Below are 21805 nucleotides of genomic sequence, written 5' to 3'. Positions count from 1 at the left end.
CGAGACGCTCACCAGGTTCCCGTCACCTCGCGGAGCGGCTGGGCTCCGATCCGGCGCCGGAAGACCGCGGGGACCATCGGGTGGAACAGGCTCAGCACGTCGGCCACGAACTGCCGCCGGCTCACGCCCAGCACCCGCAACGCCCGTCCATGATCGAGCGCGACCACGACGGTGGCGCCGGTCATCAGCACCCACCAGCCGGCGGCCGCGGCGAGGCGGCCGAGCGGCGGCGTCCGCGCGAAGCCCTGCCGCAACCGATCGAGGTGGAACGGCACGTGCCGCTGCTCGTCGGCGAGGATCCGACCGGCGACATCACCCACATACTCGTCACCCGACCCGTCACGCAGCGCCCGGTAATACCGCAACGCCACCACCTCGGCCAGCATCAGCGTCAGCAGCTCCAGCCGCAGCCCGCCACCCCGGCGGACCAGCACGAAGACGGCCTTGGTCCAGTCACCGCCGATCGGGGCCGCACCGGCATACCGCAGCACGTTAGCCAGCCGGACCGCGTGGCTCTGCTCCTCCTGCTCGAACAGCCGGATCGCGGCCAGATACACCGGGTCGCCGGCGCGTTCCGCCGCCGCGAGCAGCCGGGTCCCGTCGCCGTCCTCCCCGGCCTGGAACCGCTGGATGCTGCGGATCAGCGCCGGCGGCAGCCATCCGCCGACCGGCTGCGGCTCGACCCGCCCGGCACGGCGGCGGGCATGGTCCTCGAACGTCGCGAGATGCTCCTGGAAGTCCATGCCGTCGACCCTGGGCCCGCGCCCGGCACCGGCGAAAGGCCCGTCACGCAACCTCCACACTCCCTGCCGGACGCCTTCACCCCGGCCGCACAATCTGCCCGAAAACGCCGGGACGTGGACGAACAGCGGGAGGCCGCACGCGACGTCGCGGCCTCCCACCCGGCGTCCGGAGTTACGGGAGAGCCCAGCGCTGGTTGTCGCCGGCAAAGCAGTCCCAGATCTGCAACTTCGTGCCGTCGGCCGAGGACGGGCCGGTCGCGTCCAGGCACTTGCCGAGGGAACGCAGGGTGCCGTCGGTGCCCGCGGTCCACTGCTGGGCCGCCGTGCCGTTGCAGTCGTAGATCTGGACCTTGGTGCCGTTGGCGCTGGACGCGGCGTTCACGTCGAGGCACTTGCCGAGGGCGCGGAGGGTGCCGTCCGATCCGACCGTCCAGGTCTGCGCCGACGAGCCGTTGCAGGTCCAGAGTTGCACCTGGGTGCCGTTGGTGGTGGACGCGCCGGGCACGTCGACGCACTTGCCGCCGTATCCGGTGATCTGGCCGGAGCGTGCCGGGCCGGTGCCCGCGTCCCCGGCGCCGGCCCACACGTAGGTGCCGGTGGTCTTGGCCGGCAGGGTGCTGGTGAACTGGCGGGTGCCGGCGCGCAGCGTGAAGGTCTGGTTCGCCGCGGTCTGATTGACCACGACGGTGACCAGGGAGTTGTCCGGGTTCACGAAGGCGACGTCGGTGACCGTGCCGGTCGAGCCGTAACCGGTGGCGACCCGCTTCGCGCCGGGCTGCACGAACTTCGAGAACTGGGCGATCATGTTGTAGTCCGGGGTCTTCCAGAACGTGTCCGGGTTCGACGTGCTCTGCACCAGCATGGTCGGGTCGGGCGAGCCGCTCCAGCGTTCCGGCGAGCGGTTCTGGTCGAGCATCGAGACCCAGCCCTCGTACAGGGTGGACTGGTTGCGGAAGTACTGCACGACCCGGTCGGCGCCCGCGGTGCCCCAGACCGAGCGCTCGGTCATCAGCACGTCCTTGTCCGGGAACTGCGCCCTGACCGTCGCCATCGCGGACGGGTCACCGGCGTAGTCATGGAAGGCGATCCCGTCGACCGAGGACCGCGCATCCGCGGTCAGAACCCCTTGCGCGTACGCGACACCCTCGCTGAAGTTGTGGTCGAAGGCCCAGATCTTGGTCCCGCCCAGCCCGTTGTTCCCGAGTTCGGCGCGCAACGCGATCGCGAGCCGCCGTTCCTGGTCGGCGGTGACCCGCATGCCGGGGTAGTCGGCCGGCTCGAACAGCGGCTCGTTCTGCAGGGTCAGGCCGTAGATCGGGATGCCCTGCGCCGCGTACGCCTGGATCGCCTTGCGGTAGTACGTCGCCAGCGTGGGGATGTACTGGTCGAGCAGGCTGCCCGTGATGATGTTGTTGCTGCTCTTCATCCACGGCGGCGCCGACCACGCACTGGCGAAGATCTTCAGGTTCGGGTTGATCGCCAGCGCCTCGCGTACCGTCGAAATGATCTTGTAGTCGATGTCCCGCTGGATCGAGAAGCGCGACAGCGACGGATCGGCGGCGCCGTCGTCGTAGGTGTAGAAGTCGTGCGAGGTGAAGTCGCTCGTGCCGAACGTGATCCGGGCGACGCTGAAGCCCGCCCCGGCGCTCGGGTCGACCAGTGCACGCAGGGCGTTCGTGCGCCCGGCCGCGCTCATCCGCGCCAGGTTGAAGATCGTCGACTCCTCCAGGGAGGAGCCGACGCCGAGCACGGTCTGGAACTTCTGCGTGGTGTCGACCGCGATCGTGGCGGTGCCACCGGCCGCGGTGGTGGCGATGTCGGCCTGCTTGCTGAGCTGGTACGGGGTCCCGGCCAGGCCGGTCGCGGGACTGGTGTACCAGTTGGCGTTCTTCGGCTCGTAGCCCGCGGTGCGTGACTCGGAGCTGAACCAGGCCTGCACGCTCGCGGCCGGGGCGGCCTGAGCGGCTTGCGGGACGACCAGGCCCGCGGTGGCGAGCAGGCCCGTGAGCAGGGCGGCGAAACGGGGACGGGGCATGCGACGGGGCCTCCCGACTAGGGCGAAACCGTAAGGAAACTGAGCGGAAATCCTTCTGGCCCGGTCGGGCCCCGTCAACGAAGTGGGCGCCCCCGGCCGGCGTGCGAGGCAAGAAAATGTGAAACACCGCAGTCCCCCGTTACGGTGGCGGCCATGACGAAGGATTCATCGGCGTCGACGAGGCGCGTGGCCACGTGGATCGGGCTCGCTCTGGTGCCGGCCGTGTCCCTGATGTGTTGTGTGCCGGGGTTCGCGGCGGTCGGCGGGATGGACGCCAGTTGCGGTGACGGCTTCGACCACGCGTGCATGCACACGAACACGCCGGTGTTCAGCGTCTGGCCACTGGTGACCGGAGGGGTGGCCGCCGCGGCACTGCTGGCGCTGCTCCTCGTGCCGCGGCGGCTGGTGAGTCTCCGGATGTTCCTGGGTGCCCTTGTCGTGGTGCCGCCCCTGATGAACGCGCTCGTCGCGGCCGTGGAGCTGGGCAAGGCCGGGTCGGCGTGAGCGCCGCGGTCAGGCGAGCGGGACGTCCAGCCAGGAGCCGCCGCTGAAGGTGACGGTGGCGTTCCGCTTCGGGTTGGCGTCCAGGTATAGCGGGTCCTTGGTGTCGACGACCAGCGCCAGGCGGTGGCCGGCGGGCACGTCGTAGGCGGTCACCTGGAGCGGGAGGTCCACGGTGGCGCCGGTGCCGTGCCAGGTGATCGGGGCGTGGGAGAAGAGTTTGCCGATGCCCAGGGCGTTGACGTCGTACAGATAGGCGATGATCGTGCCGGTGGGGTTCGACGAGGTCAGCGGTGCGTGCAGCTGGGGCACACCGCGGACCTTCCAGCCGGCGGCCGGTGCGGCGGCGGACAGCCACACGCCGGCGTTGCGCCGCGAGACCGCGGGGAGCGCCACGATCGGCGGGATGCCGGTGAGGCCTTCGAGGCCGTTGGTCAGCAGGGCCACGCCGCCGTCGGCGATGGTGTCGGTGCCGGCGTGGATCTGACGGGTCCAGGTGGCGGCCGGCGAGGCCGGGCTCAGATCGCCGGTGGGGATCAGGCCGTGCGGGGCGCCGAGCGCGAGGCGGTCGCTGTGGCCGGTCACGTGCGGCAGGTCGGGGTAGGACTCGACCGCTGACGAGTTGTGCGGGCGCACGACGACGCCGGGCTCGCCGCCGATGCCGGTGTCGACGCCGGCGAGGTACTGGTCGAGCCAGCGGCGGACGCTGGTCCAGACGTGGTTCGGGATGCCGGCCAGACCGGAGATCTCCACGGTGGCGTGGTCGCCGGGGGCCAGCTCCAGGCGTTTCGGGGTGGTCAGCGCCGCATAGAAGTCGAGCATCTGGTTGGCCGGGAAGATGCTGTCACCGAAGCTGTGCGCGATCAGGACGGCCGGGCGGCTGCGGTTGAGCGCGTCGATCGAGTAACGGGCCGAGCGCTCCCGGGCCCAGCGGTCGCGGCCCTCGGCGTCCCGGTCGGCCCAGTAGTCGTCGAGGATCTGGTTCATCTGCGGGGAGGGGCGGCCGACCAGCCGCGCGGCGGTCTGCAGGAACCAGGCCGCCTGCGGCCGGCGGGTGTCGCCGCCGGTCATCGAGGCGCCCAGGTCGGACCAGCCACTGAGCGAGCCGACCGCGCGCAGCCGCGGGTCGTGGGCGGCGGCGAGCAGGCTGATGCCGCCGCCGTAGGACATCCCGACGATGCCGATCCGGTGCGGGTCGACGCCGGTGTGCGCGATCATCCAGTCGACCGCGCTGGACGCGTCGGCGATGTCACGGGGGCCGGCCACGTCGATCGTGCCGCCGGAGAGCCAGAAACCGCGGGCGGTGTAGGACAGCACCACGTAGCCCGCCTCGGCGAGCTGCTTGGCCTGCGCCAGGTATTGGAAGTCATTGAGCGCCCAGCTCGCGACCAGCACGACGCCGGGGTGCGCGCCAGGGGCGGCCGGCTCGATGACGTTCGACTTGAGCCGCACGCCGTCGGTGGCGGTGATGTCGTTCCAGTGGAAGCCGGTGGTGGGCGCCGCCGCCGAAACGGGAGCGGCGACCACCGCCAGCATCAAGAGCACCATCGACAGTACGCCCGCAAGACGGCGCATAGATGAACCCCATTCCCTCAAGTTACTGGAGGGTAGTAAGTTCAGTGGCGTCGTTTCGTGATGGCTACAAACGCATTAAAAGTACGCAAATGGTGAACAACTACGCCTCCAGGATGACGGCGGAGCCCTGTCCCCCTCCCCCGCAGATCGCGGCCGCGCCGAGCGAGCCGCTGCCGCACCCCTGGAGCTGGCGGGCCAAGGTGCCCACGATGCGGGCGCCGGACGCGCCGATCGGGTGACCGAGAGCGATCGCCCCGCCGTGCACGTTGACGACGTCCGGGCCGACACCCAGCGCGGCGGCCGAGGCGACCGCCACCGCGGCGAAGGCCTCGTTCACCTCGATGCGGGCGAGCGCCGAGGGCTCGACGCCGAGCTGCTTGAGGGCGGCGCCGACGGCGTTCGACGGCTGGTGGTGCAGGCGCACGTCCGGGCCGGCGACCAGGGCCGAGGCTCGCACCCGGGCCAGCGCGGTGACGCCGTGCCCGGCCGCCGCGGCCTCGCTCATCAGGACCAGCGCGGCGGCGCCGTCGGTGAGCTGCGACGCGTTGCCGGCGGTGATGGTGCCGTCGGTGGCGAACGCCGGGCGCAGCCTGGTGAGGGTCTCCACCGTGGTGTCCGGGCGCACGCCGTCGTCCGTACCGTGGACCTGGTCTTTGATCGTGAAGGGTTCGATCTCGCCGGCGAGGAAGTCCCGCGAGGCGGCGGCCCGCTGGTGCGAGCGGGCGGCCCAGGCGTCCTGACCGGCGCGGTCCAGCCGCAGATCGGTGTTGCCGGCCTCGGTGGAGGCGCCCATCGAACGCTTCTCGAACGCGTCGGTGAGGCCGTCGTGCTCCAGGGTGTCGAGCAGTTCGATCGCGCCGTACCGGGCGCCGGCGCGACTGCGGGCGGCGTGCGGGGCGAGCGACATGGACTCCATGCCGATCGCCACGACGATGGCGGCGCGTCCGGATTCGATCAGGTCAACGGCCGCCACGACCGCTTCCATGCCGGAGAGGCAGACGGCGTTGATCGTGGTCGCCGGGGCGGAGAGCGGAATGCCCGCGGCGACGGCGGCCTGGCGGGCCGGGTTCTGCCCGGCCAGGCCCTGGAGCACCTGACCGGCGAAGACGCGCTGCACGGCGTCGGCCGGGACACCCGCGCGGGCCAGCGCGGCCCGGGTGGCGTGCGCGCCGAGCTCGGCGGCCGGAACCTTGGCGAACGCCCCGGTGTAGCGCAGGAACGGGGTCCGGGCGTAGCCGGCGATCACGACGCCCATGCCGCCACCTCGGTCAGGTCCACCGTGAAGCCGGCGCCGGTCAGTTCCAGCAGGCCGTCGACGGTCTGGTCGTCGGCGAGGCGGCGCAGCACCAGACCGTCCACGGTGACGTCGAAGACCGCGCGGTCGGAGATGATCCGGTCGACGACACCGGCGCCGGTCAGCGGCAGGGTGCAGCGGTCGACGATCTTCGGGGAGCCGTCCTTGGCGACGTGCTCGGTGACGACGATGACTCGTGGGGTGCCCGCGACCAGGTCCATCGCGCCGCCCATGCCCTTGACGAGCTTGCCGGGGATGGTCCAGTTCGCCAGGTCGCCGTTGGCCGCGACCTGGAGCGCGCCCAGGATCGCGGTCTGCACGTGACCGCCGCGGATCATGCCGAACGAGGTGGCCGAGTCGAACACCGACGCGCCGGGCAGCAGGGTGACGGTCTGCTTGCCCGCGTTGATCAGGTCGGCGTCCTCGTCACCCTCGTACGGGAACGGGCCCATGCCGAGGATGCCGTTCTCGCTCTGCAAGGTCACCCGCACACCCGCGGGCAGGTGGTTCGCCACCAGGGTGGGGATGCCGATGCCGAGGTTGACGTACTGGCCGTCGGTCAGTTCGGAGGCGGCGATCGCCGCCATGTCGTCACGCGTCCACACGGGGCCGCACCGTCCTCTGCTCGATGTCCTTCTCGGGGGTCTCGCACCGGACCAGCCGGTTCACGTAGATGCCCGGGGTGTGGATGTCGTCGGGCGCGATGAAGCCGTCCTCGATCACCTCGGCCTCGGCGATGGTGATCCGGCCCGCGGTCGCCACGAGCGGGTTGAAGTTGCGGGCGGTAAGCCGGTAACGCAGGTTGCCCTCGAGGTCGGCACGGTGGGCGCGGACCAGGGCGAGGTCGGCGACGATGCCGAGCTCCAAGATCGTACGCAAGCCGTTGAAGTGCATTTCGGGTTTGCCGTCGGCGATCGGCGTGCCCGCGCCCGTCGGGGTGTAGAAGGCCGGGATGCCGGCGCCGCCGGCGCGCAACCGCTCGGCCAGCGTGCCCTGCGGGACGAACTCGACGTCGAGCTCGCCGTCGAGGTACTGCTGGGCGAAGAGTTTGTTCTCGCCGACGTAGGACGCGAGGACCTTGGTGACCTGCTGATTTTCCAGCAGCAGCCCGAGGCCCTTGCCGTCGACGCCCATGTTGTTGCTGACGATGGTGAGGTTCTTGACACCGGTGTCGCGCAGGGCGGTGATCAGCGTGGTGGGGATGCCGGAGAGGCCGAATCCTCCGACGGCCACGGTCATGCCGTCCCTGGCGACGGCGGCGACGGCTCGCGCCGCGCTGTCGACGAGTTTGCTCATGGCGCGGGACGGTAGGCACATCGACGGCTCTCGCCCTCGATCTGATCACCTGGCGGCCGTGACGGGCGTCACGTGCTCATAATGTGAGCATGCAGGGATCGCAGCTGGTGGCGCGAGTGGCGGCGGTGTTGCGCCGGGTCGGGTCGGGCGCGGCCGACGGGGTGACGACGGTGGAGGTGGCCTCGGCCACCGGATTGCCCCGGTCCACCGCGCAGCGGGTGCTGGCGGCGCTGGCCGAGGAAGGGTTCGTGGACCGGGACGCTCGGCGGGGGCGGTGGTATCTCGGCCCGGAACTGTTCCTGCTCGGTTCGGTGGCGGCGGAGCGGTATGACGTGACGTCGACGGCTCGGGATGTGTTGCGGTCGCTGGCGGTGAAGACCGGGGAGAGTGCGTTCTTCTCGGCCCGGCGGGGCGACGAGACGGTGTGCCTTGCCGGGGAGGAAGGCAGTTTTCCGCTTCGGTCGCACGTGTTGCACGAAGGAATCCGGTTTCCACTCGGGGTGGCATCGGCGGGGCTGGCGATTCTGGCGATGCTGCCCCTCGACGACGCCGAGGCCTATGTACGGTCGCGAGCCGGCGAATTGGCGGCGGCCTATGGCGCGCAGCATGAGGCGGAAGCGCTGTCGCGGCGGGTGGCGGCCACCCGGCGGCGGGGATACGCGGTGAATCCGGGGCTGATCGTGCCGGGCAGTTGGGGGGTCGGGGCGGTCGTATTCGACCGGACCGGGTCGCCGGCCTGGGCCTTGAGTCTGACCGGCGTGGAGTCGCGGTTCAACGGCGAGCGGACGGGGCAGCTGGGTGCCCTGCTGCTGGAGGCGGCGCACACGTTGACGCAGCGGATCGCCCGCCGGGGCTGACCACCGGGCAGCGGTCGGCCGAACGGCCGGGGCCATCCAGCCGTTCGGCCAGATAGCGGTGGCCGGGTCGCGCGGCTGACCCATTTCCCCACGACCTCGCGGCGGGGCTCCTAGCGTTCTTGGCAGCCTGCGAATCCGTCAGAAACGGGGAGAGAAATCATGTCCGGAAAAGCTCGCGCCCTCGCGCTGCTGCTGGCAGTCGGTGCACCACTCGTACCGGCCGCACCGGCGGCGGCCACGCCACCATTCCAGCGGGTGCACGTCGGATACAACAACAAGTGCCTGGACGCCGACGTCAACAACATCTGGGCCAACGGCACCACGGTGCAACTGTGGGACTGCAACGGCTCGCCGCAGCAGCTCTGGTGGCGGCAGGGCAACACCATCCGGGTCGGTTACAACGGCAAATGCCTCGACGCCGATTTCAACAACATCTGGAACAACGGTACGAAGGTCCAGCTCTGGGACTGCAACGGCTCCGAGCAACAGCAGTGGAATCCCAGCGGTGGCGCCCTGCACGTCGGCTACAACAACAAGTGCCTCGACGCGGACTTCAACAACATCTGGAAGAACGGTACGAAGGTCCAGCTCTGGGACTGCAACGGCTCCGAGCAGCAGCAGTGGATCTTCCGGCCGGCGAACGTGTGAGCGTTCCGGCAGGCCATCGATAATCGATTGATGATCGAGGACAGGCCTGCCGGCTGGGGTGCGCGGCTCATCGCCGAGACGGAGCGGCTGCTCGCGGCGTGGCGGACCGCGCCGGGCGGTGACCCGGCCCTCGAACGGCTACGACTGATGCTGCTGGCACTGGAGCGGGAACAGATCGTCTCCAAGGCCTACGACGAGGCGGTCGTCGCTGAGCGAGTGGCAAGCCTTCCCGTCTCGGACGCCGTCCGGGCCCTCGTTCACCATGCCCTCGTCTGGGCTTGGAAGGACGAAGAACTGCACACGATCTACATTCGTGGGCGGCTGTTGTCCGTGCGCCGGCACCGGGCACGCGTCTACGCCCGCCAGGTCGTCGGCGTCATCGGCGGATGGGTATCGGCGACGCGGCACCACCGATCGTTCTCCCGGTCCTGGCTGGGCTGGCCGGTGGCGACGGTCGTGCTGCTGGCCGGGCGCCTGAGCGGGCAGGTGTCGCGGGACCTGGCAGCCGGGCTGTCCTACCAGAGCTTCGCGCGGTACTGCGCGCTCAACGAGGCGCTGGAACGCAGCGCGGAGCTGTGTTACGAGCGCCTGATCCAGCTGGCGGCCGACCCGGTGGAGCAGGCCCAGTTCGAGCGGATCCGGGCCGACGAGCAGCGTCACCGCGAGATGTTCGCGGTGCTGGCCCGGTCGTTCGACGCCGCGGATCGGCCGGCGGCCGGGACGAGCGAGGCGACGATCATCGCCGGGCTGGCGAAGGTCAGTGAGTGGTTCCTGCCCGGCGAGCACCGGGGCATCGCCGCGCGGCGGTCGTGGCCCGCCACCGGCGGACCGGTCTGGGTGGCGGAGCTCCCGGGTGTGCCGCTCGAAGCAGCGCTGTTCCCGCTGCTCGACGACGCCGGTCTCGGTGACCTGGTGCGCGCCAGGCCCGGCCGGGTCGCCATCCGCACCGCGTTCATCCTCGGCTACTCCCGCGCCGACCGTTCGAACATCGTCTCCCCCGAACTGATCGGAGCCCTGTCCCGGTACGTGCGACGGCACGGTGCGACGGACGTGGCGGTGCTGGAGGCGCCATCGGTGTACGAGCGGGTGTATGCGCGCCGGTCGGTCGGGGAGGTGGCCCGGTACTTCGGATTCGAGGCGCCCGAGTACCGGATCGTCGACGTGCAGTCCGATCAACGGCCGCTGGCCTTCGACCGCGGGATCTCCCAGTCCACGGCGAGCGGCACCTGGCTGGACGCGGACGTGCGCATCGTCGTGCCCAAGCTGCGGACCGATCCGCGGCAGGGTGGGCATCTCTCGCTGAACTCGCTGGTCGGCACCGGTATGCGTACGGAACAGACGGTCTACGCGGGGCGGGAGCTCGATCACGAGAGCGCCATCATGATGCTGCTCGACGCCTGCCCGCCCGACTTCGCGATCGTCGACGGCTGGGGGCCGGTGGCGACCGGTCTGTTCGGCGTGATGGGGTGCGATCGGCCGGTGACGCTGCATCGGCTGTACGCCGGGCCCGACCCGGTCAGCGTCGACTGGCAGGCGCTGGCCGACATGGGCATACCGGATCCCGGCCGGGTGCCGCTGGTGCGCCGGGCCCGGCACTGGTTCGGCCGTGACGTCCGTCCGGCGAGGGTGCACGGCGACGTCGGTCCGATCGCCGCGGATCTGCGCCTGCCGGGCAGATTCGGGCTGCGTCGGGTCCTGGCCCGGCTGGCGTCCCCGGTCTACGTGTACGCCAGCCGTTCCGGGGAGGTGTTCGTGCCGGCGATGGACACCGAGGCCTTTCCGCCGCTGCGCCGCGCGGGACCGGGCACCCGATTCGTGCGGTGGGCCACCCAGCGGGCCTTCGGGCTGCGGCCACCGGCCTGACCTCGAACCTCACGCGAGCGTTCTGCGCGGTGTGCGGCGGCAGGTGCGCGCTGACCTGATGGCGCGGGCGAGACCGGCTCGCCCGCACCACCGTCAGGTCAGTGGCCGTGCCGGAGCTGGCCGAGATCGAACGACCAGATTCCGCGACCGTGCGTTGCCGCGTACAGGACATGTCCTGTCGGGTCCGTGCGGACCTGAAGGGTCGTCGTGGTGGGCAGATTCTTTCCGAGCACCGACCAGCCGCGCTGGTGCGCCGCCCGATAGAAGACCGCGTTGTCCGTGGCCGCGACCAGCCCGCCGCCCTTTACCAGCTTGACCGAGTCGGCCGGGATGTCCGGCAGGTTCCTGGAGATGTCCGTCCAGTGCTCACCCGCGTCGTACGACTCGAAGACGTGACCGATGCCGGCGCCCGGCCCTTCCGTCCACCGCCGCGAGAAGCCATTGATCGCCACCACCACGTGGTTCGGGTCGGCCTGGTCCACGTCGAACCCGGAGACGTACCGGTTGGGAATGGTCCCGTCGATCGGCAGGGTCAGCTGGTGCCATCCGGTGCCGTCGGTACGCCCGACCGCAATCCCGCGAGTGAATCCCTGGTTGTTACAGGGCCCGCACCATCCGGCATAGACCAGCCCGCCCGAGGTCGACACCGCGGTGGCGGTATGCCCCGCCCCGAGGTCGAACAGATTCGTCCACTGGGAACCGGAGCGAATGGCGTACCCCAGGGTGTTGAGCCAGACGTGCCGCCCGCCGGCGACCCAGATCCGCGAGTCGCGCGGATCCTGGTTGATCGGCGCGATGAATCGGGCCTCCCCGGTCTCGTTGTCCGGCGGCGCCACGTTGTAACTCGTGGCCTTGCTCGGATCGGTCGTCCAGGAACCGTCGTTGACCGCGCAGTTGTTGGTCACCCAGACGGCCAGATACACGTACTCCTCGGCGATGTTGCACCCGTTCGCCGGATCGACGATGGTGTCGCCGCCGTCCCCGCCGAAGTTCGAGCCCATCGTCCGGTCGCCCGGCCGCAGAATCGACTGCCCGTTGTCCTGCAATCCGCCGGAAACCGCGACCCCGCCCCGATCGCGTCCCACGCCGACCGAGTAATACTGCAACGCGTCCATCGATCCGTCATTGAGCGACGTCCAGTCGGTGGCGTGCCCGGAAGCGTCGGTGGAACCGCGCACCGGCCGCCGATAAACTCCGCCGTCGTCGCCGATCAGCACGAATCGTTTCCCGTGGTTCGAGCCGATCGCCACCGAATGCTGATCCGGGTGCGTCGTCTGACGACAGTCCCCGGTCTGTTTGGCCGGATCGATCGACCAGCACGGGAAGGGGAAATTCCAGTACGGTCCGGGAGTGCCCCAGGTCGTACCGCCGTCGGTGGTCTCGAACACCTCTTCCAGTCCGAGATAGACGTGATTCGCGTCGGCCGGATCGACCTGCAGGAACTGGTTGTACCAGGCCTGCGCCCCGGGCATGTATCCCGGATCGGTCAGCGCCGAGCCGGAAGCCGCCAGCTTGTGGTAATCCGCCACCCGCGTCCACGGCCCGAGCGGCGATCCGGACGTCGATACGAACACTCCGTACAGATTGCTGTCCGGGTTCGACGCCAGCAGCGCGGGCGACTGTTCGATCGCGTAGTACCGGGACCCGTCCGCCGCCGCGGCGAACGTCACGGTGCCGACGTTGGCCGCGTCGGAGGCGATGTCGCCGGCCAGAACCGTGCGCTGCCAGACGCCGCCGACCTTGGTGTAGAAGCCGTTGTAGGCGTCACCACTACGCCAGCCCGCCGCGATGACCACCTTCGCCGGATCCGACGGATCGGCGGCGAAGTCGTTGATGATGTTCTTGTACGGCGCATTCGGGTCGGTCGCCTGCGCCCCGCCGGGCAGGAAGTCCGGGTTCGGCACGAACTCCTGCTTCCACGGTCCGGACAGGTTCTTCACCGAGTGGCTGAAGGCCCCGCGGTTGGTCGCCACCCAGGCGGTGTCCCCGAGGATCCGCAGCTTGCGGATGACCGTGCTCTCCAGCTCGGTGCCACCCACCCGGTCCTTGACCGAGAATGATCCGGTCCGCGGCCGGCTGAGCAGGTAGACCCCGCTGCCCACGTACGACGAGGCGCTGGTGTTGCCCTCGCCGGTGGCCCACCAGAGCCGCCCGGACCGGTCCAGGCGCAGATCACCGGTGGACGGCGACGGCACCTTCGCCGCGATCGGCGACCAGTTGCCGCCGCCGCTGCGCGAGCGCCACACGCCGCCGTTGGCCGACCCGGCGTACACATAGCCGCGGTCGTCCGCCGCCAGGCCGGTGACCCGCCCGGTGACCAGACCGGCGCCGCCGGAGGAGTTGCTGTCGATGTCGCGGTAGCGTGGGTCATCGGAGTTGTAGGGTCGGTCGGTCACGTGCCGCCAGCGGCCGGGGGTCGCCGGCAGGGCCTGCAACGCGCGCCACGCGGCCGTGTACGCACCGGGCGCGACGATTCCCGGGGCCGATCGGGCTTCGGCGTACTGTTCCGCCTGTTCCGCGATCTCCTCCGGGTCCTCGCCCTCGTCCGGCTCGGCGCTCGCCGTCAGGTGCGCCGGCTGCGCGGCGCGCGCCTGCGCGGCTTGCACGTGACGTTGATATGGCACCGGCCGTGGCGTGTCACCGGGCGCGGCCACCGCACCTGCTGGGGCCAGCCCGACCACGACGGTCAATGCCGCGCCCCCGGCCAGAATCCCCCGGTACCTGCTCCGTTTGTGTCGAGGCTGCATTGCCTCACCTCCCACAAGCAGAACTTTCACGACCGGAACAGCCCACACAACCATCCAGCTTGGTCAATAAGCCAAATGATGAAACCGGCACAGCGGTCGATGCGTCACAACTACATGCGTAAGGTCCTGATCGCCCTCCTGCTGGTGCCCGCGGCCTGCCACGAGGCGCCCGCGCCGCACCCCTCCGGAGCCGTCATGCCCACCACCAGCCCGTCGTCGCGAGGCGACCCGGAATATCCACAGGATCGCCGCGGCGCCCCGATCGTGCTCACCGGCCCGGTCGACACCTCCGGCGAATGCGTGGTGCTGACCGCTAAGGGTCACCGCTGGGCCCTGGTCGGCATGCCGCTCGGCCAGGTCACCGACGGCGAGACGATCACCGTCCGGGGCCGCCCGGCGGCGGTGCCACCCCACTGCGACGCCGATGGGGCACTGACCGTCTACCCTCGCTGACCGCTTTCCCCAACCCTTTTTCGTACGCCATGAGCACCGCGTTCCCGCCTCGCACGGTCCGGCCGCGCCGTTCCCGGCATGCGTCGCGGAACAGCCCCAGGACTCCCTGCGGCCGAGGAACTGGCGTCGCCTTGCCGGGCCTTCGCATGATCGTCATCAATCGGGGTGCCTTCGGCCGCCGGGGTGAACCTTTTTGGTGCGAACGATTCCGCTCGCCCTGTCGTATTCAGCTTCGCTGATCACGTCAGGGGCGGGCCGGGGCGGTCTCGGCGAAGGCGGCTATCCGGTCGGCGAACTTGCCGGGATGCTGGAGAACCAGGTCGTGCCCGGCCTCGGGGACGATCTCGACGGTCGCGTGGGGCATGTGGGCGGTGACGGTGGCCGCCACCTCGCGGGCGTCGTACAGCTGGCTGTGGCCGCCGAGCATCACCAGCGTGGGCGCGGTGATCCGGCCGAGCTGCTCGCCGGTGAACGTGTCGGGCAGGACGTGCCGGCGCCGGAAGCCGAAGCTGGCTCGGACCAGGCGCATGGCGTCGTCCTCGCGCAGCGTCACGTTGCGCAGCGGGCGGGACAGCGCGTGCCGGACCGGCCTGGGGGTGAAGCCCGCCAGCCCGCAGGCGACGAGCCAGGCGATGAACTTTCCGCTGACCTTGCCGAAGCCGCCCGGGTCGAGCAGGGCGAGGCTGGCGACGGTGTCCGGGGAGTGCAGGGCGTGGTGCAGGGCCACCCAGCCGCCGTACGACGTGCCGACCAGGTGGGCGCGGGTGACGCCGAGCGTGGTCAGCACCTCGCCGAGCCACCGGGACCACTCGTCGCCGGTGTCGATGGCTCGGGTCTGGACGGACGGGCCCGGCTCGCCGATCGGGTCGATGGCGATCACCGGGCGTGACGCGGCGAGGCGGCCGACGTAGGCGTGCCACATCAGCGCCGGCCCACCGGAGCCGGGCAGGAGCACGAACGGGGTGTCGTCGCCGGCGCCGAGGCGGTGCACCCTGGTCGTACCGAAAGTGGTGTCGATCTCGGCATCGACGGAGCCGGCCGGCCAGAGCCGGTCGACGGCGTCCTGGTAGGCGGTGAAGAAACGGTCGCGGGCTCGATCGCTCCGGAATTCGCCGACGGGCATCGTATCCTCCGATCGGGTTCGTGATACGACCGTATCACGTATTTGATACGGGCGTACCATCACAGGCGTGCCGAAACGGGTGGACCATGAGCAGCGACGGCGGCAGATCGGCGAGGCGCTCCTGCGGATCGCGAGCACGCGCGGCCTGCAGTCGGCGACCATGCGCGAGGTGGCGGCCGAGGCCGGTGTCTCGCTGCGGCTGGTGCAGTACTACTTCCACACCAAGGAGGAGCTGCTGGTGGCCGCGCTCGCCTACCTCGCGGAGCAGCTCACCGAGCGGGTGCGGGCCGGCATCCGGGCGCTCGGCCCGGCGACCCCGCGCAGCATCGTGTACGGCACGCTCACCGCCGCGCTGCCGACCGACGAGGAGAGCGTGCGGCTGACCCGGGCGTACACGGGGTTCTACACGCTGGTGTTCAGCGAGCCGGAGCTGGACAAGCGGCACGGCACCACCTATCCGGACCGGCTGGAGTCGCTGCTCGCCGGCCAGATCACCGAAGCTCAGGAGGCCGGCGACGTGGCCCCCGACGTGGACCCGGCACTGACCGCGGCGGCGCTGCTCGCGCTGACCAACGGGCTGGGGTCGAGCGTGCTGGGCGGTCAGCGTGACGGTGCCGCGGCGCTGCGGATCCTGAACAATCAGCTCGATCGGCTGTTCACGCCCACGACCGGGAGTCGTTGATGCCGCACGTGACGCTGTACGCACTGGAAGCTGAGCTCGCCGGGCGTGAGCCCGCCCTGATCACCGAGCTGACGGATGCGGTGGTCTCCGTGTACGGCGACTGGGTCCGTGGCTCGGTGGACGTCCGGCTGATCGGCATTCCCGCCGGTCGGTGGGCACGTGGCGGGGTGCCGGTCACGACGGCGGCGCCGGCGGTCAGCTTCGGGATGCGCGAGGAGGTGTTCGCGCGGGAGGACGCCGGCACCGTGATCGCGCGGCTCGTGACCGCGTTCACCGACGCGGTCACCGCCGTGTTCGGTGCGGGTCGCCACGACGAGGTGCTCGTCGAGCTGGTCGGCCAGCCCACCTCCCGGTCCGGGCTCGGCGGCCGGGTGATCGACAGCGGGCGGTAGGTGATTAGCCGCGGCGGGATCGGGCAATCCGGGCGGCATGAGAGCTATCGCGCTGGACGACTACGGTGACGCCGACGTGCTGCGGCTGGTGGAGCTGCCGGATCCGCCGGTCGGGCCGGACGTCGTCCGCATCCGGGTGCGCGGCGCCGGCCTGAACCCGGTCGACTACAAGATCCGGCAGGGCCATCTGCGCGGCGCCTTCCCGCATCACACGCCGCTGATCCCGGGCTGGGACGTGGCCGGGGTGGTGGACGCGGTCGGGCCGGCGGTCACCGGGTTCGCCGCCGGGGACGAGGTGATGGCGTACGCGCGCAAGGACACGGTGCAGCACGGCACGTACGCCGAACTGGTCTCCGTCGCCGAGGGCGCGGTCGCGCACAAGCCGTCCTCGCTGACCTTCGCGCAGGCGGGCGGCCTGCCCCTGGCCGGACTGACCGCGTGGCAGATGCTGCTGGCGGTCGACGCCGGTCCGGGCGACGTCGTCCTGGTGCACGCGGCCGCCGGCGGGGTGGGACACCTGGCGGTGCAGCTGGCCCGGGCGCTGGGCGCGGCCCGCGTCATCGGCACCGCCTCGAAGACCAACCACGACTTCCTGCGCGGACTGGGCTGCGAACCGATCGAGTACGGCGACGACCTGCCGGACCGCCTGGCGTCGCTGACCGGTGGGGACGGCCGGGTCGACGCGGCGCTGGACTTCGTCGGCGGCGCCGCGCTGAGCCAGTCGCCGCGGCTGGTCCGCTCCCCCGCCCGGCACGCCTCGGTCGTCGACCCGCAGGTCAAAGAGCAGGGCGGACGGTACGTCTTCGTCCGCCCGGACGGCGACCAGCTCGCGACCCTGGCCGCGCTGGCCGACGCCGGCCGGCTGCGCGTCGAGGTGGCCCGGGAGTTCCCGCTCGCCGAGGCCGCGCAGGCGCAGCGCGTGCTGGAGCAGGGCCACGTGCGCGGCAAGCTCGTGCTGCTGCCCGATTAGCTAGTTATTACCGACTCCTTACCTGGACCGGGTTCCGCGATCCGGACGCGTACGGCTCGCGTATCGAGGGGCGACGTCGCTTGCCGCGGCGGTGGTTCCACGATGAGGAGAAGCACGTGACAGCTCGTTACCGACGGCCTTCGCCGAAGAACCCGGTCCTGGTACGGATCCTCGCGGCCGGCACCGCGCTCGCCGCTGCCGGAGTTCTGACCGTCACGTTCGTCAGCGGTGGAGGCGATGGCAAGGCCGACGCCTCGACCAGCCTGAATCAGTACGTGCCGATCGAGCGGGTGGCGGCCGGCGTGGTGAACCCACCGCCCGGCCGGGATGCCTCGCGTGGCCGGTTCACGGTGGACTGCGGCACGAACGGCAACGGCAAGTTCAGCCCGGACAACCCGGTGGCGCAGCCGGGCATCCGCAACGGCGCCGAGCACGTGCACGACTTCGTCGGCAACAAGGCGATCACCGCGTTCTCCTCCGACGCGGACCTGGACGCCTCCGGCACGACGTGCCGCAACGGCGACAAGTCGTCCTACTTCTGGCCGGTCGTGCGGATCGACAAGTCGGTGCGCGCGGACGACGCGACGGTCCGTGAGGCGCTGTCGGGCACGTCCGGAGCGGTGGTCTGCCCGGCCGTCCGTGATCGCCTCCCGGCCGTGCCGGACAGCGCAAAGGCCTCGGTCGCGGGGCTGCTGTCCGAGCTGGATCGGATGGAGGCCTCCGCAGATCGGCGGATCCTCGCCGTCAAGGGCGTGAACGCGGACCTCAACAACGAGGTGCTGCGCAAGCTGGGTGCGGACCGGACAACCGCGCTGACGAGGATGGGTGACGCGATCCGCCGGGCCGGCGGCCGATGGCCGAGCCGCATGGTGTCGATGGCCGACTGCGACATCAGCTACGACGGTGTCCACGAGGTCCTGCACACCGCTGGGGCGAAGGCCGCCCCGGTGGCGACGCCCCAGATTCACTGCCCGGGCGTACGCGACAAAATCCCCGGCGTGCCGGCGCCGGCGCTGGCCGAGGTCGACCGCAGCCTCGACGAACTGGACCGGCAGATCTCGGAGGCCGACGAGCGACTGGTCGCCACCCGCGGGCAGGGTGGTGCCGCCTTCGTGGACAACGCGATTCTCGGCCCGCTGAAAGCCAAGCGGATCGCTGTCCTGGACCGCATCGCCACCGCCATCGGCCGTACCACCGCCCGCCCCGACGGCCTGGAGAAGCTGGCCGGCTGCACGCTCGACGGCCGGCAGAGCACCACGGGACAGGGCACCGGCCGGCCGTCGGCGTCACCGTCCGCTGTCGCGCTGCCGGATCCGCAGGGCCCGAATCTGGAACTGCCGAACAACACCGGCGGCATCGTGCGCCCCGCCTCGGTGCTGATCGAGTACCGCGGCAACCCGGTGAGCAAGGTGGTGCCGATGCCGAAGTTCCTGCGCGCACTGACCGGTGACGCGAAGCCGACCAGCCGCGGCCCGGCCAACGCCCGAGCCACCTGGACCTGCTCCGGTTTCGCCGACCGGCTGTCCGACAAGTACCCGGTGTGCCCGGAAGGTCGCCAGGTCCAGCGGGTGCAGGACTTCCCGGGCTGCTGGGACGGCAAGAACACCGACAGCGCCAACCATCGCAGCCACGTCGCCTTCGCCGACCGGAAGACCGGCGCCTGCCCGGCCGGGTTCGTGGCCATCCCGCAGCTGCGCATCACCCTGTCGTACAAGATCTCGCGGGCGGTCCAGCTGAAGGGCCAGTACGCCCTCGACTCCTTCCCGGAGGAGAACCACAATCCGTTCTCCGACCACAACGACTTCGTGAACGTGAACTCCGCCCGGACCATGCAACGCATCGCCACCTGCATCAACAAGGGAAAGAACTGCCGCTGACCGGCAGCGCCGTGTCCATCTAGCACGAGGCTGTGGGTCAGCGGGCTTCGAGCTCGTCGGGCGGGGGACGCTCATCCCCCGAAAATGTCCCGGTGGGCCCGGCTCCACTCGATCCGCCGGGCCACCTCGTCGAGCAGGCCGGCCCGCTCCCAGGCGACCTGCGGCTGCCGGCCCTCGGCGGCCAGTCGCCGGGCCCGCTGCCAGACCTGATGCTGCTGAGTGATGACCTCGTCGACCAGGCCGTCCATCGTGGTGAGCCCGTACGCCTCGGCGAACAGTTCCATCCGGCGCCTGCGGTCCGGCGGCGCCGGATGGTGCAGGTCGGCGGCCGCCACCGCGTCGTCGCGAAACGGTGTCACATATTCGAGGGCGTAGGCGACGTCGTGGACGGCCGGGGCCGGCCAGGCGTAGTCCCAGTCCAGGATGCCGACCGGCTGACAACCGCGCCACACCAGGTTCCAGGGCCCGAAGTCACCGTGACAGACCAGGTCCCCGGCATCGAACCCGCCGGCGCTGGCCGCCCACCCGGCCGCGGCCGCCGGCCGGAAGTCACGCACGGCGTCGTGGTAATCCCGCAGCAGCCGGGCCATCGCCACCAGCCCCGCGTCGCCGACCACCTTGGACCATGCCGCCCCGCCGGACTCCCCCGCGATGTAGGTGAGCACCTCCCGCCCGTCCGTGTCGATCCCGAGCACCCTCGGCGCGTACGGAAAACCGACCGCCTCCAGGTGCCGCAGCACCTCGTGAATCGTCGGCGACCAGGGGTGCACGGGCCGGCGAACGGTGTCGCCGACCCGCACGACCCGGCGGTGCGGATCGTCCTGAAGCACCTGTGCATCGGTCATGCCCAGCGACAGTACCGGTCTAATATCCAGTGATGACCGGCGAAAGCGGACAGGCAGGAAAGCTGGTGCGCGACCGGATCCCGGAGATCATCCGGCGGGACGGTCTGGAGCCGATCGTGCGCACCGCCACCGAGGACGAGTTTCGCGGATACGTGCAGGCCAAGCTGCGCGAGGAGCTCGCCGAGTACCTGGAGAGCGAACGGGCCGAGGAGCTCGCCGACGTTCTGGAGGCGTGTTTCGCGGCGGCGGCGTTGCAGGGCGTCAGCCGCTCCGAGCTGATCGAGTTGGCCGAGCAGAAGCGGCAGGAGCGCGGCGGTTTCGACGACCGGCTGATCTGGCTGGGCAACGCGTAGGGCCGCGGGCCGCGTCAGCACCGGACGCGGCCCGCGTTCCCGGTGTCAGCGCACGGCCGGCACGTCCAGCCCGGCGGCGCCGAGCACCTCGTCGGCCTCCACCTCGGCCACGGTGAGCTTCGGCTCCCGGACACGCGGCAGCAGCCAGGCGACGGTGACCGCGGCGATCGCGGCCAGGCCGGCGCCGATCACGAAGACCGTCACGAACTGGGCCTCGCGGGGCAGCGGCAGCGGGCCGGGGATCGGGTTGCGGGTCATCATGGTGACCACGAACGCGGTGCCCAGCGACATGCCGACCGAGCGGGCGATCGAGTTCACGCTGTTGGCGATGCCGGTCTCGGCGGGCGTGACGTGGGCGACCAGGAGGGCGGGCAGTGCCGCGTACCCGAAGGTGACCGCGGTGTTGACGATCAGCGCCCCGACGATCACCTGCCAGGTGGCCGAGTGCAGCGCCGCGAGCAGCGCGAAGCCGGCGCCGGCCAGGACCGCCGCGAGGACCAGCGTCGCCTTGGCGCCGAAGCGGGCCACCAACCGGCCACCCAGCGGAGCGGTGAGCACGCCGCCGGCCGTGCCGGGCAGCAGGTAGACCAGGCTGGCGGCGAGCACCGAGGCGCCGAAGCCGTAGCCGGCGATCGCCGGTGGCGTCTGCACCAGCTGGGAGACCGACAGGAAGACGGCGAACATCGCGAAGCCGAGGAAGAGCCCGGCCGCGTTGGCCACCACGATCGGGCGGTGGCTGAGCATCCGGGTGCTGACCAGCGGGTGCGTGACCCGCCGCTCGAACAGCACGAACACGGTCAGCACGACGAGCGCGGCGGCCAGCAGGCCGAGCACCCGGGCCGAGCCCCAGCCCCAGCCGTTGCCCTCCTCCAGGGGCAGGATCAGCAGGACCAGGCCGAGCCCGAGCAGGGCGGCGCCGGTCCAGTCCAGGGTGCCGGTGGCCGCCCCGGCGCGGCGCGGCAAGGTCCACACCCCGGCCAGGCCGATCGCGGTCAGCGCGGTGGACAGCCAGAACAGCTGGTGGTAATCGCCACCGTGGCGCATCAGCAGGCCGGTGACCACCAGGCCGAAGCCGGCGCCGACCGAGAGCATGCCGCTGACCAGGGCCATCGCGCCGGTCAGGCGCTGCGGCGGCAGCTCCTCCCGCAGCACGCCGATGGCCAGCGGGAACAGGCCGAAGCTGGCCGCCTGGGCGACCCGGCCGGCGAGCAGCAGCGGCAGGCTCGAGGTGGTGGCGGCGAGCACCGAGCCGAGCAGCACCACGACCAGCACGCCCAGCATCACCGGGCGGCGCCCGTGCAGGTCGCCGAGCCGGCCGAGCATCGGGGTGAGCACCGCGGCGGCGAGCAGGTTGGCGGTCACCACCCAGCTGGCCGCGCTGGTCGAGACGCCGAGGTCGGCACGGATGTTGGCGACGACCGGGACGACCAGGGTCTGCAGCGCGGAGACGAGCAGCACGACGTAGCAGGCGACGGGCAGTGCCATGCGCGTTCTTGAGGGCATGGGCTGACCGTAGACCCGGCGACGAGAGTTTTCAACGCTGTGTCAAAA

At 71.0% G+C, this 21805-nt stretch carries 20 protein-coding genes; 10 read left to right on the top strand and 10 right to left on the bottom strand.

What is annotated here, in order from left to right; all coding sequences use genetic code 11:
- Window positions 1-8 precede the first annotated feature (8 nt).
- Together Aiant_RS40070 and Aiant_RS40065 are read right to left on the bottom strand one after the other, a co-directional pair.
- Window positions 9-743 (bottom strand): ferritin-like domain-containing protein, encoded by a 735-nt coding sequence (locus Aiant_RS40070; RefSeq protein ID WP_212846708.1) that lies wholly within the window; start codon window positions 741-743, stop codon window positions 9-11.
- Window positions 744-915: 172 nt separating this feature from the next.
- Window positions 916-2778 (bottom strand): ricin-type beta-trefoil lectin domain protein, encoded by a 1863-nt coding sequence (locus Aiant_RS40065; RefSeq protein ID WP_189329870.1) that lies wholly within the window; start codon window positions 2776-2778, stop codon window positions 916-918.
- Window positions 2779-2931: 153 nt separating this feature from the next.
- Here Aiant_RS40065 and Aiant_RS40060 point away from each other — a divergent pair, with 153 nt between their 5' ends.
- On the top strand, window positions 2932-3282 hold the full coding sequence (locus tag Aiant_RS40060) for a hypothetical protein (RefSeq protein WP_189329869.1): 351 nt from the start codon (window positions 2932-2934) through the stop codon (window positions 3280-3282).
- Between the two features lie 9 nt (window positions 3283-3291).
- Here Aiant_RS40060 and Aiant_RS40055 read toward each other — a convergent pair whose 3' ends face one another.
- From Aiant_RS40055 to Aiant_RS40040, 4 genes are all read right to left on the bottom strand, one after another.
- Entirely contained in the window at window positions 3292-4854 is a 1563-nt protein-coding gene (locus tag Aiant_RS40055; RefSeq protein WP_189329868.1) for a CocE/NonD family hydrolase, read from the bottom strand.
- 100 nt (window positions 4855-4954) lie between these two features.
- Window positions 4955-6109 (bottom strand): acetyl-CoA C-acyltransferase, encoded by a 1155-nt coding sequence (locus tag Aiant_RS40050; protein ID WP_189329867.1) that lies wholly within the window; start codon window positions 6107-6109, stop codon window positions 4955-4957.
- Window positions 6097-6753 (bottom strand): CoA transferase subunit B, encoded by a 657-nt coding sequence (locus Aiant_RS40045; RefSeq protein ID WP_212846706.1) that lies wholly within the window; start codon window positions 6751-6753, stop codon window positions 6097-6099. The genes Aiant_RS40050 and Aiant_RS40045 overlap by 13 nt, the downstream gene beginning before the upstream one ends.
- Window positions 6740-7444 (bottom strand): CoA transferase subunit A, encoded by a 705-nt coding sequence (locus Aiant_RS40040; RefSeq protein ID WP_189329866.1) that lies wholly within the window; start codon window positions 7442-7444, stop codon window positions 6740-6742. Before Aiant_RS40040 ends, Aiant_RS40045 begins: the two co-directional genes overlap by 14 nt.
- A 116-nt stretch (window positions 7445-7560) precedes the next feature.
- On the opposite strand from Aiant_RS40040, the gene Aiant_RS40035 reads away from it, so the two are divergent.
- The 3 genes from Aiant_RS40035 to Aiant_RS40025 all read left to right on the top strand — a co-directional run bounded on the left by Aiant_RS40035 (window position 7561) and on the right by Aiant_RS40025 (window position 10812).
- Window positions 7561-8301, top strand: coding sequence for an IclR family transcriptional regulator (locus tag Aiant_RS40035; protein WP_229829945.1), 741 nt, complete (start codon window positions 7561-7563; stop codon window positions 8299-8301).
- Between the two features lie 159 nt (window positions 8302-8460).
- Window positions 8461-8949, top strand: a complete 489-nt coding sequence (locus tag Aiant_RS40030; RefSeq protein WP_189329864.1) for a ricin-type beta-trefoil lectin domain protein — start codon at window positions 8461-8463, stop codon at window positions 8947-8949.
- Between the two features lie 30 nt (window positions 8950-8979).
- Window positions 8980-10812 carry a DUF362 domain-containing protein gene (locus tag Aiant_RS40025; protein WP_189329863.1) on the top strand — a complete coding sequence of 611 codons (1833 nt, stop codon included), beginning with the start codon at window positions 8980-8982 and terminating at the stop codon, window positions 10810-10812.
- 98 nt (window positions 10813-10910) lie between these two features.
- Here Aiant_RS40025 and Aiant_RS40020 read toward each other — a convergent pair whose 3' ends face one another.
- Complete coding sequence (locus Aiant_RS40020; protein WP_229829944.1) at window positions 10911-13418, bottom strand: glycosyl hydrolase; 2508 nt, start codon at window positions 13416-13418, stop codon at window positions 10911-10913.
- Between the two features lie 216 nt (window positions 13419-13634).
- Between Aiant_RS40020 and Aiant_RS40015 the strand changes: the two genes are divergently transcribed.
- The gene (locus tag Aiant_RS40015) at window positions 13635-14012 is read left to right on the top strand and encodes a hypothetical protein (RefSeq protein WP_189329861.1); all 378 of its coding nucleotides are present in this window, start codon (window positions 13635-13637) and stop codon (window positions 14010-14012) included.
- Window positions 14013-14256: 244 nt separating this feature from the next.
- Here the strand turns inward: Aiant_RS40015 and Aiant_RS40010 are convergent, their stop codons facing one another.
- Window positions 14257-15135, bottom strand: coding sequence for an alpha/beta fold hydrolase (locus Aiant_RS40010; RefSeq protein ID WP_189329860.1), 879 nt, complete (start codon window positions 15133-15135; stop codon window positions 14257-14259).
- A gap of 67 nt (window positions 15136-15202) precedes the next feature.
- Here Aiant_RS40010 and Aiant_RS40005 point away from each other — a divergent pair, with 67 nt between their 5' ends.
- The 4 genes from Aiant_RS40005 to Aiant_RS39990 all read left to right on the top strand — a co-directional run bounded on the left by Aiant_RS40005 (window position 15203) and on the right by Aiant_RS39990 (window position 19056).
- Window positions 15203-15817, top strand: a complete 615-nt coding sequence (locus tag Aiant_RS40005; protein ID WP_189329859.1) for a TetR/AcrR family transcriptional regulator — start codon at window positions 15203-15205, stop codon at window positions 15815-15817.
- Entirely contained in the window at window positions 15817-16209 is a 393-nt protein-coding gene (locus Aiant_RS40000) for a tautomerase family protein (RefSeq protein ID WP_189329858.1), read from the top strand. The genes Aiant_RS40005 and Aiant_RS40000 overlap by 1 nt, the downstream gene beginning before the upstream one ends.
- 37 nt (window positions 16210-16246) lie before the next feature.
- The gene (locus Aiant_RS39995) at window positions 16247-17179 is read left to right on the top strand and encodes an NADP-dependent oxidoreductase (RefSeq protein ID WP_189329857.1); all 933 of its coding nucleotides are present in this window, start codon (window positions 16247-16249) and stop codon (window positions 17177-17179) included.
- Between the two features lie 116 nt (window positions 17180-17295).
- Complete coding sequence (locus Aiant_RS39990) at window positions 17296-19056, top strand: DUF1996 domain-containing protein (RefSeq protein ID WP_229829943.1); 1761 nt, start codon at window positions 17296-17298, stop codon at window positions 19054-19056.
- A gap of 71 nt (window positions 19057-19127) precedes the next feature.
- Here Aiant_RS39990 and Aiant_RS39985 read toward each other — a convergent pair whose 3' ends face one another.
- On the bottom strand, window positions 19128-19901 hold the full coding sequence (locus Aiant_RS39985) for an aminoglycoside phosphotransferase family protein (protein WP_189329856.1): 774 nt from the start codon (window positions 19899-19901) through the stop codon (window positions 19128-19130).
- Window positions 19902-19933: 32 nt separating this feature from the next.
- On the opposite strand from Aiant_RS39985, the gene Aiant_RS39980 reads away from it, so the two are divergent.
- Window positions 19934-20254: a nucleoside triphosphate pyrophosphohydrolase gene (locus Aiant_RS39980; RefSeq protein WP_189329855.1), complete on the top strand. Its 321-nt coding sequence runs from the start codon at window positions 19934-19936 to the stop codon at window positions 20252-20254.
- 45 nt (window positions 20255-20299) lie between these two features.
- Here the strand turns inward: Aiant_RS39980 and Aiant_RS39975 are convergent, their stop codons facing one another.
- Window positions 20300-21757 (bottom strand): MFS transporter, encoded by a 1458-nt coding sequence (locus Aiant_RS39975; RefSeq protein ID WP_189329854.1) that lies wholly within the window; start codon window positions 21755-21757, stop codon window positions 20300-20302.
- Between the last annotated feature and the right edge of the window lie 48 nt (window positions 21758-21805).

The sequence above is a fragment of the Actinoplanes ianthinogenes genome, assembly GCF_018324205.1.
GTDB lineage: Bacteria > Actinomycetota > Actinomycetes > Mycobacteriales > Micromonosporaceae > Actinoplanes > Actinoplanes ianthinogenes.
This window is presented reverse-complemented; position numbering and strand designations above follow the sequence as displayed.

Excerpts from the sequence above, each read along its gene's own strand:
- Aiant_RS40070 (WP_212846708.1), bottom strand. The coding sequence starts at position 743 with ATGGACTTCCAGGAGCATCTCGCGACGTTCGAGGACCATGCCCGCCGC.
- Aiant_RS40065 (WP_189329870.1), bottom strand. The coding sequence starts at position 2,778 with ATGCCCCGTCCCCGTTTCGCCGCCCTGCTCACGGGCCTGCTCGCCACC.
- Aiant_RS40060 (WP_189329869.1), top strand. The coding sequence starts at position 2,932 with ATGACGAAGGATTCATCGGCGTCGACGAGGCGCGTGGCCACGTGGATC.
- Aiant_RS40055 (WP_189329868.1), bottom strand. The coding sequence starts at position 4,854 with ATGCGCCGTCTTGCGGGCGTACTGTCGATGGTGCTCTTGATGCTGGCG.
- Aiant_RS40050 (WP_189329867.1), bottom strand. The coding sequence starts at position 6,109 with ATGGGCGTCGTGATCGCCGGCTACGCCCGGACCCCGTTCCTGCGCTAC.
- Aiant_RS40040 (WP_189329866.1), bottom strand. The coding sequence starts at position 7,444 with ATGAGCAAACTCGTCGACAGCGCGGCGCGAGCCGTCGCCGCCGTCGCC.
- Aiant_RS40030 (WP_189329864.1), top strand. The coding sequence starts at position 8,461 with ATGTCCGGAAAAGCTCGCGCCCTCGCGCTGCTGCTGGCAGTCGGTGCA.
- Aiant_RS40025 (WP_189329863.1), top strand. The coding sequence starts at position 8,980 with ATGATCGAGGACAGGCCTGCCGGCTGGGGTGCGCGGCTCATCGCCGAG.
- Aiant_RS40015 (WP_189329861.1), top strand. The coding sequence starts at position 13,635 with ATGATGAAACCGGCACAGCGGTCGATGCGTCACAACTACATGCGTAAG.
- Aiant_RS40010 (WP_189329860.1), bottom strand. The coding sequence starts at position 15,135 with ATGCCCGTCGGCGAATTCCGGAGCGATCGAGCCCGCGACCGTTTCTTC.
- Aiant_RS40000 (WP_189329858.1), top strand. The coding sequence starts at position 15,817 with ATGCCGCACGTGACGCTGTACGCACTGGAAGCTGAGCTCGCCGGGCGT.
- Aiant_RS39995 (WP_189329857.1), top strand. The coding sequence starts at position 16,247 with ATGAGAGCTATCGCGCTGGACGACTACGGTGACGCCGACGTGCTGCGG.
- Aiant_RS39985 (WP_189329856.1), bottom strand. The coding sequence starts at position 19,901 with ATGACCGATGCACAGGTGCTTCAGGACGATCCGCACCGCCGGGTCGTG.
- Aiant_RS39980 (WP_189329855.1), top strand. The coding sequence starts at position 19,934 with ATGACCGGCGAAAGCGGACAGGCAGGAAAGCTGGTGCGCGACCGGATC.
- Aiant_RS39975 (WP_189329854.1), bottom strand. The coding sequence starts at position 21,757 with ATGCCCTCAAGAACGCGCATGGCACTGCCCGTCGCCTGCTACGTCGTG.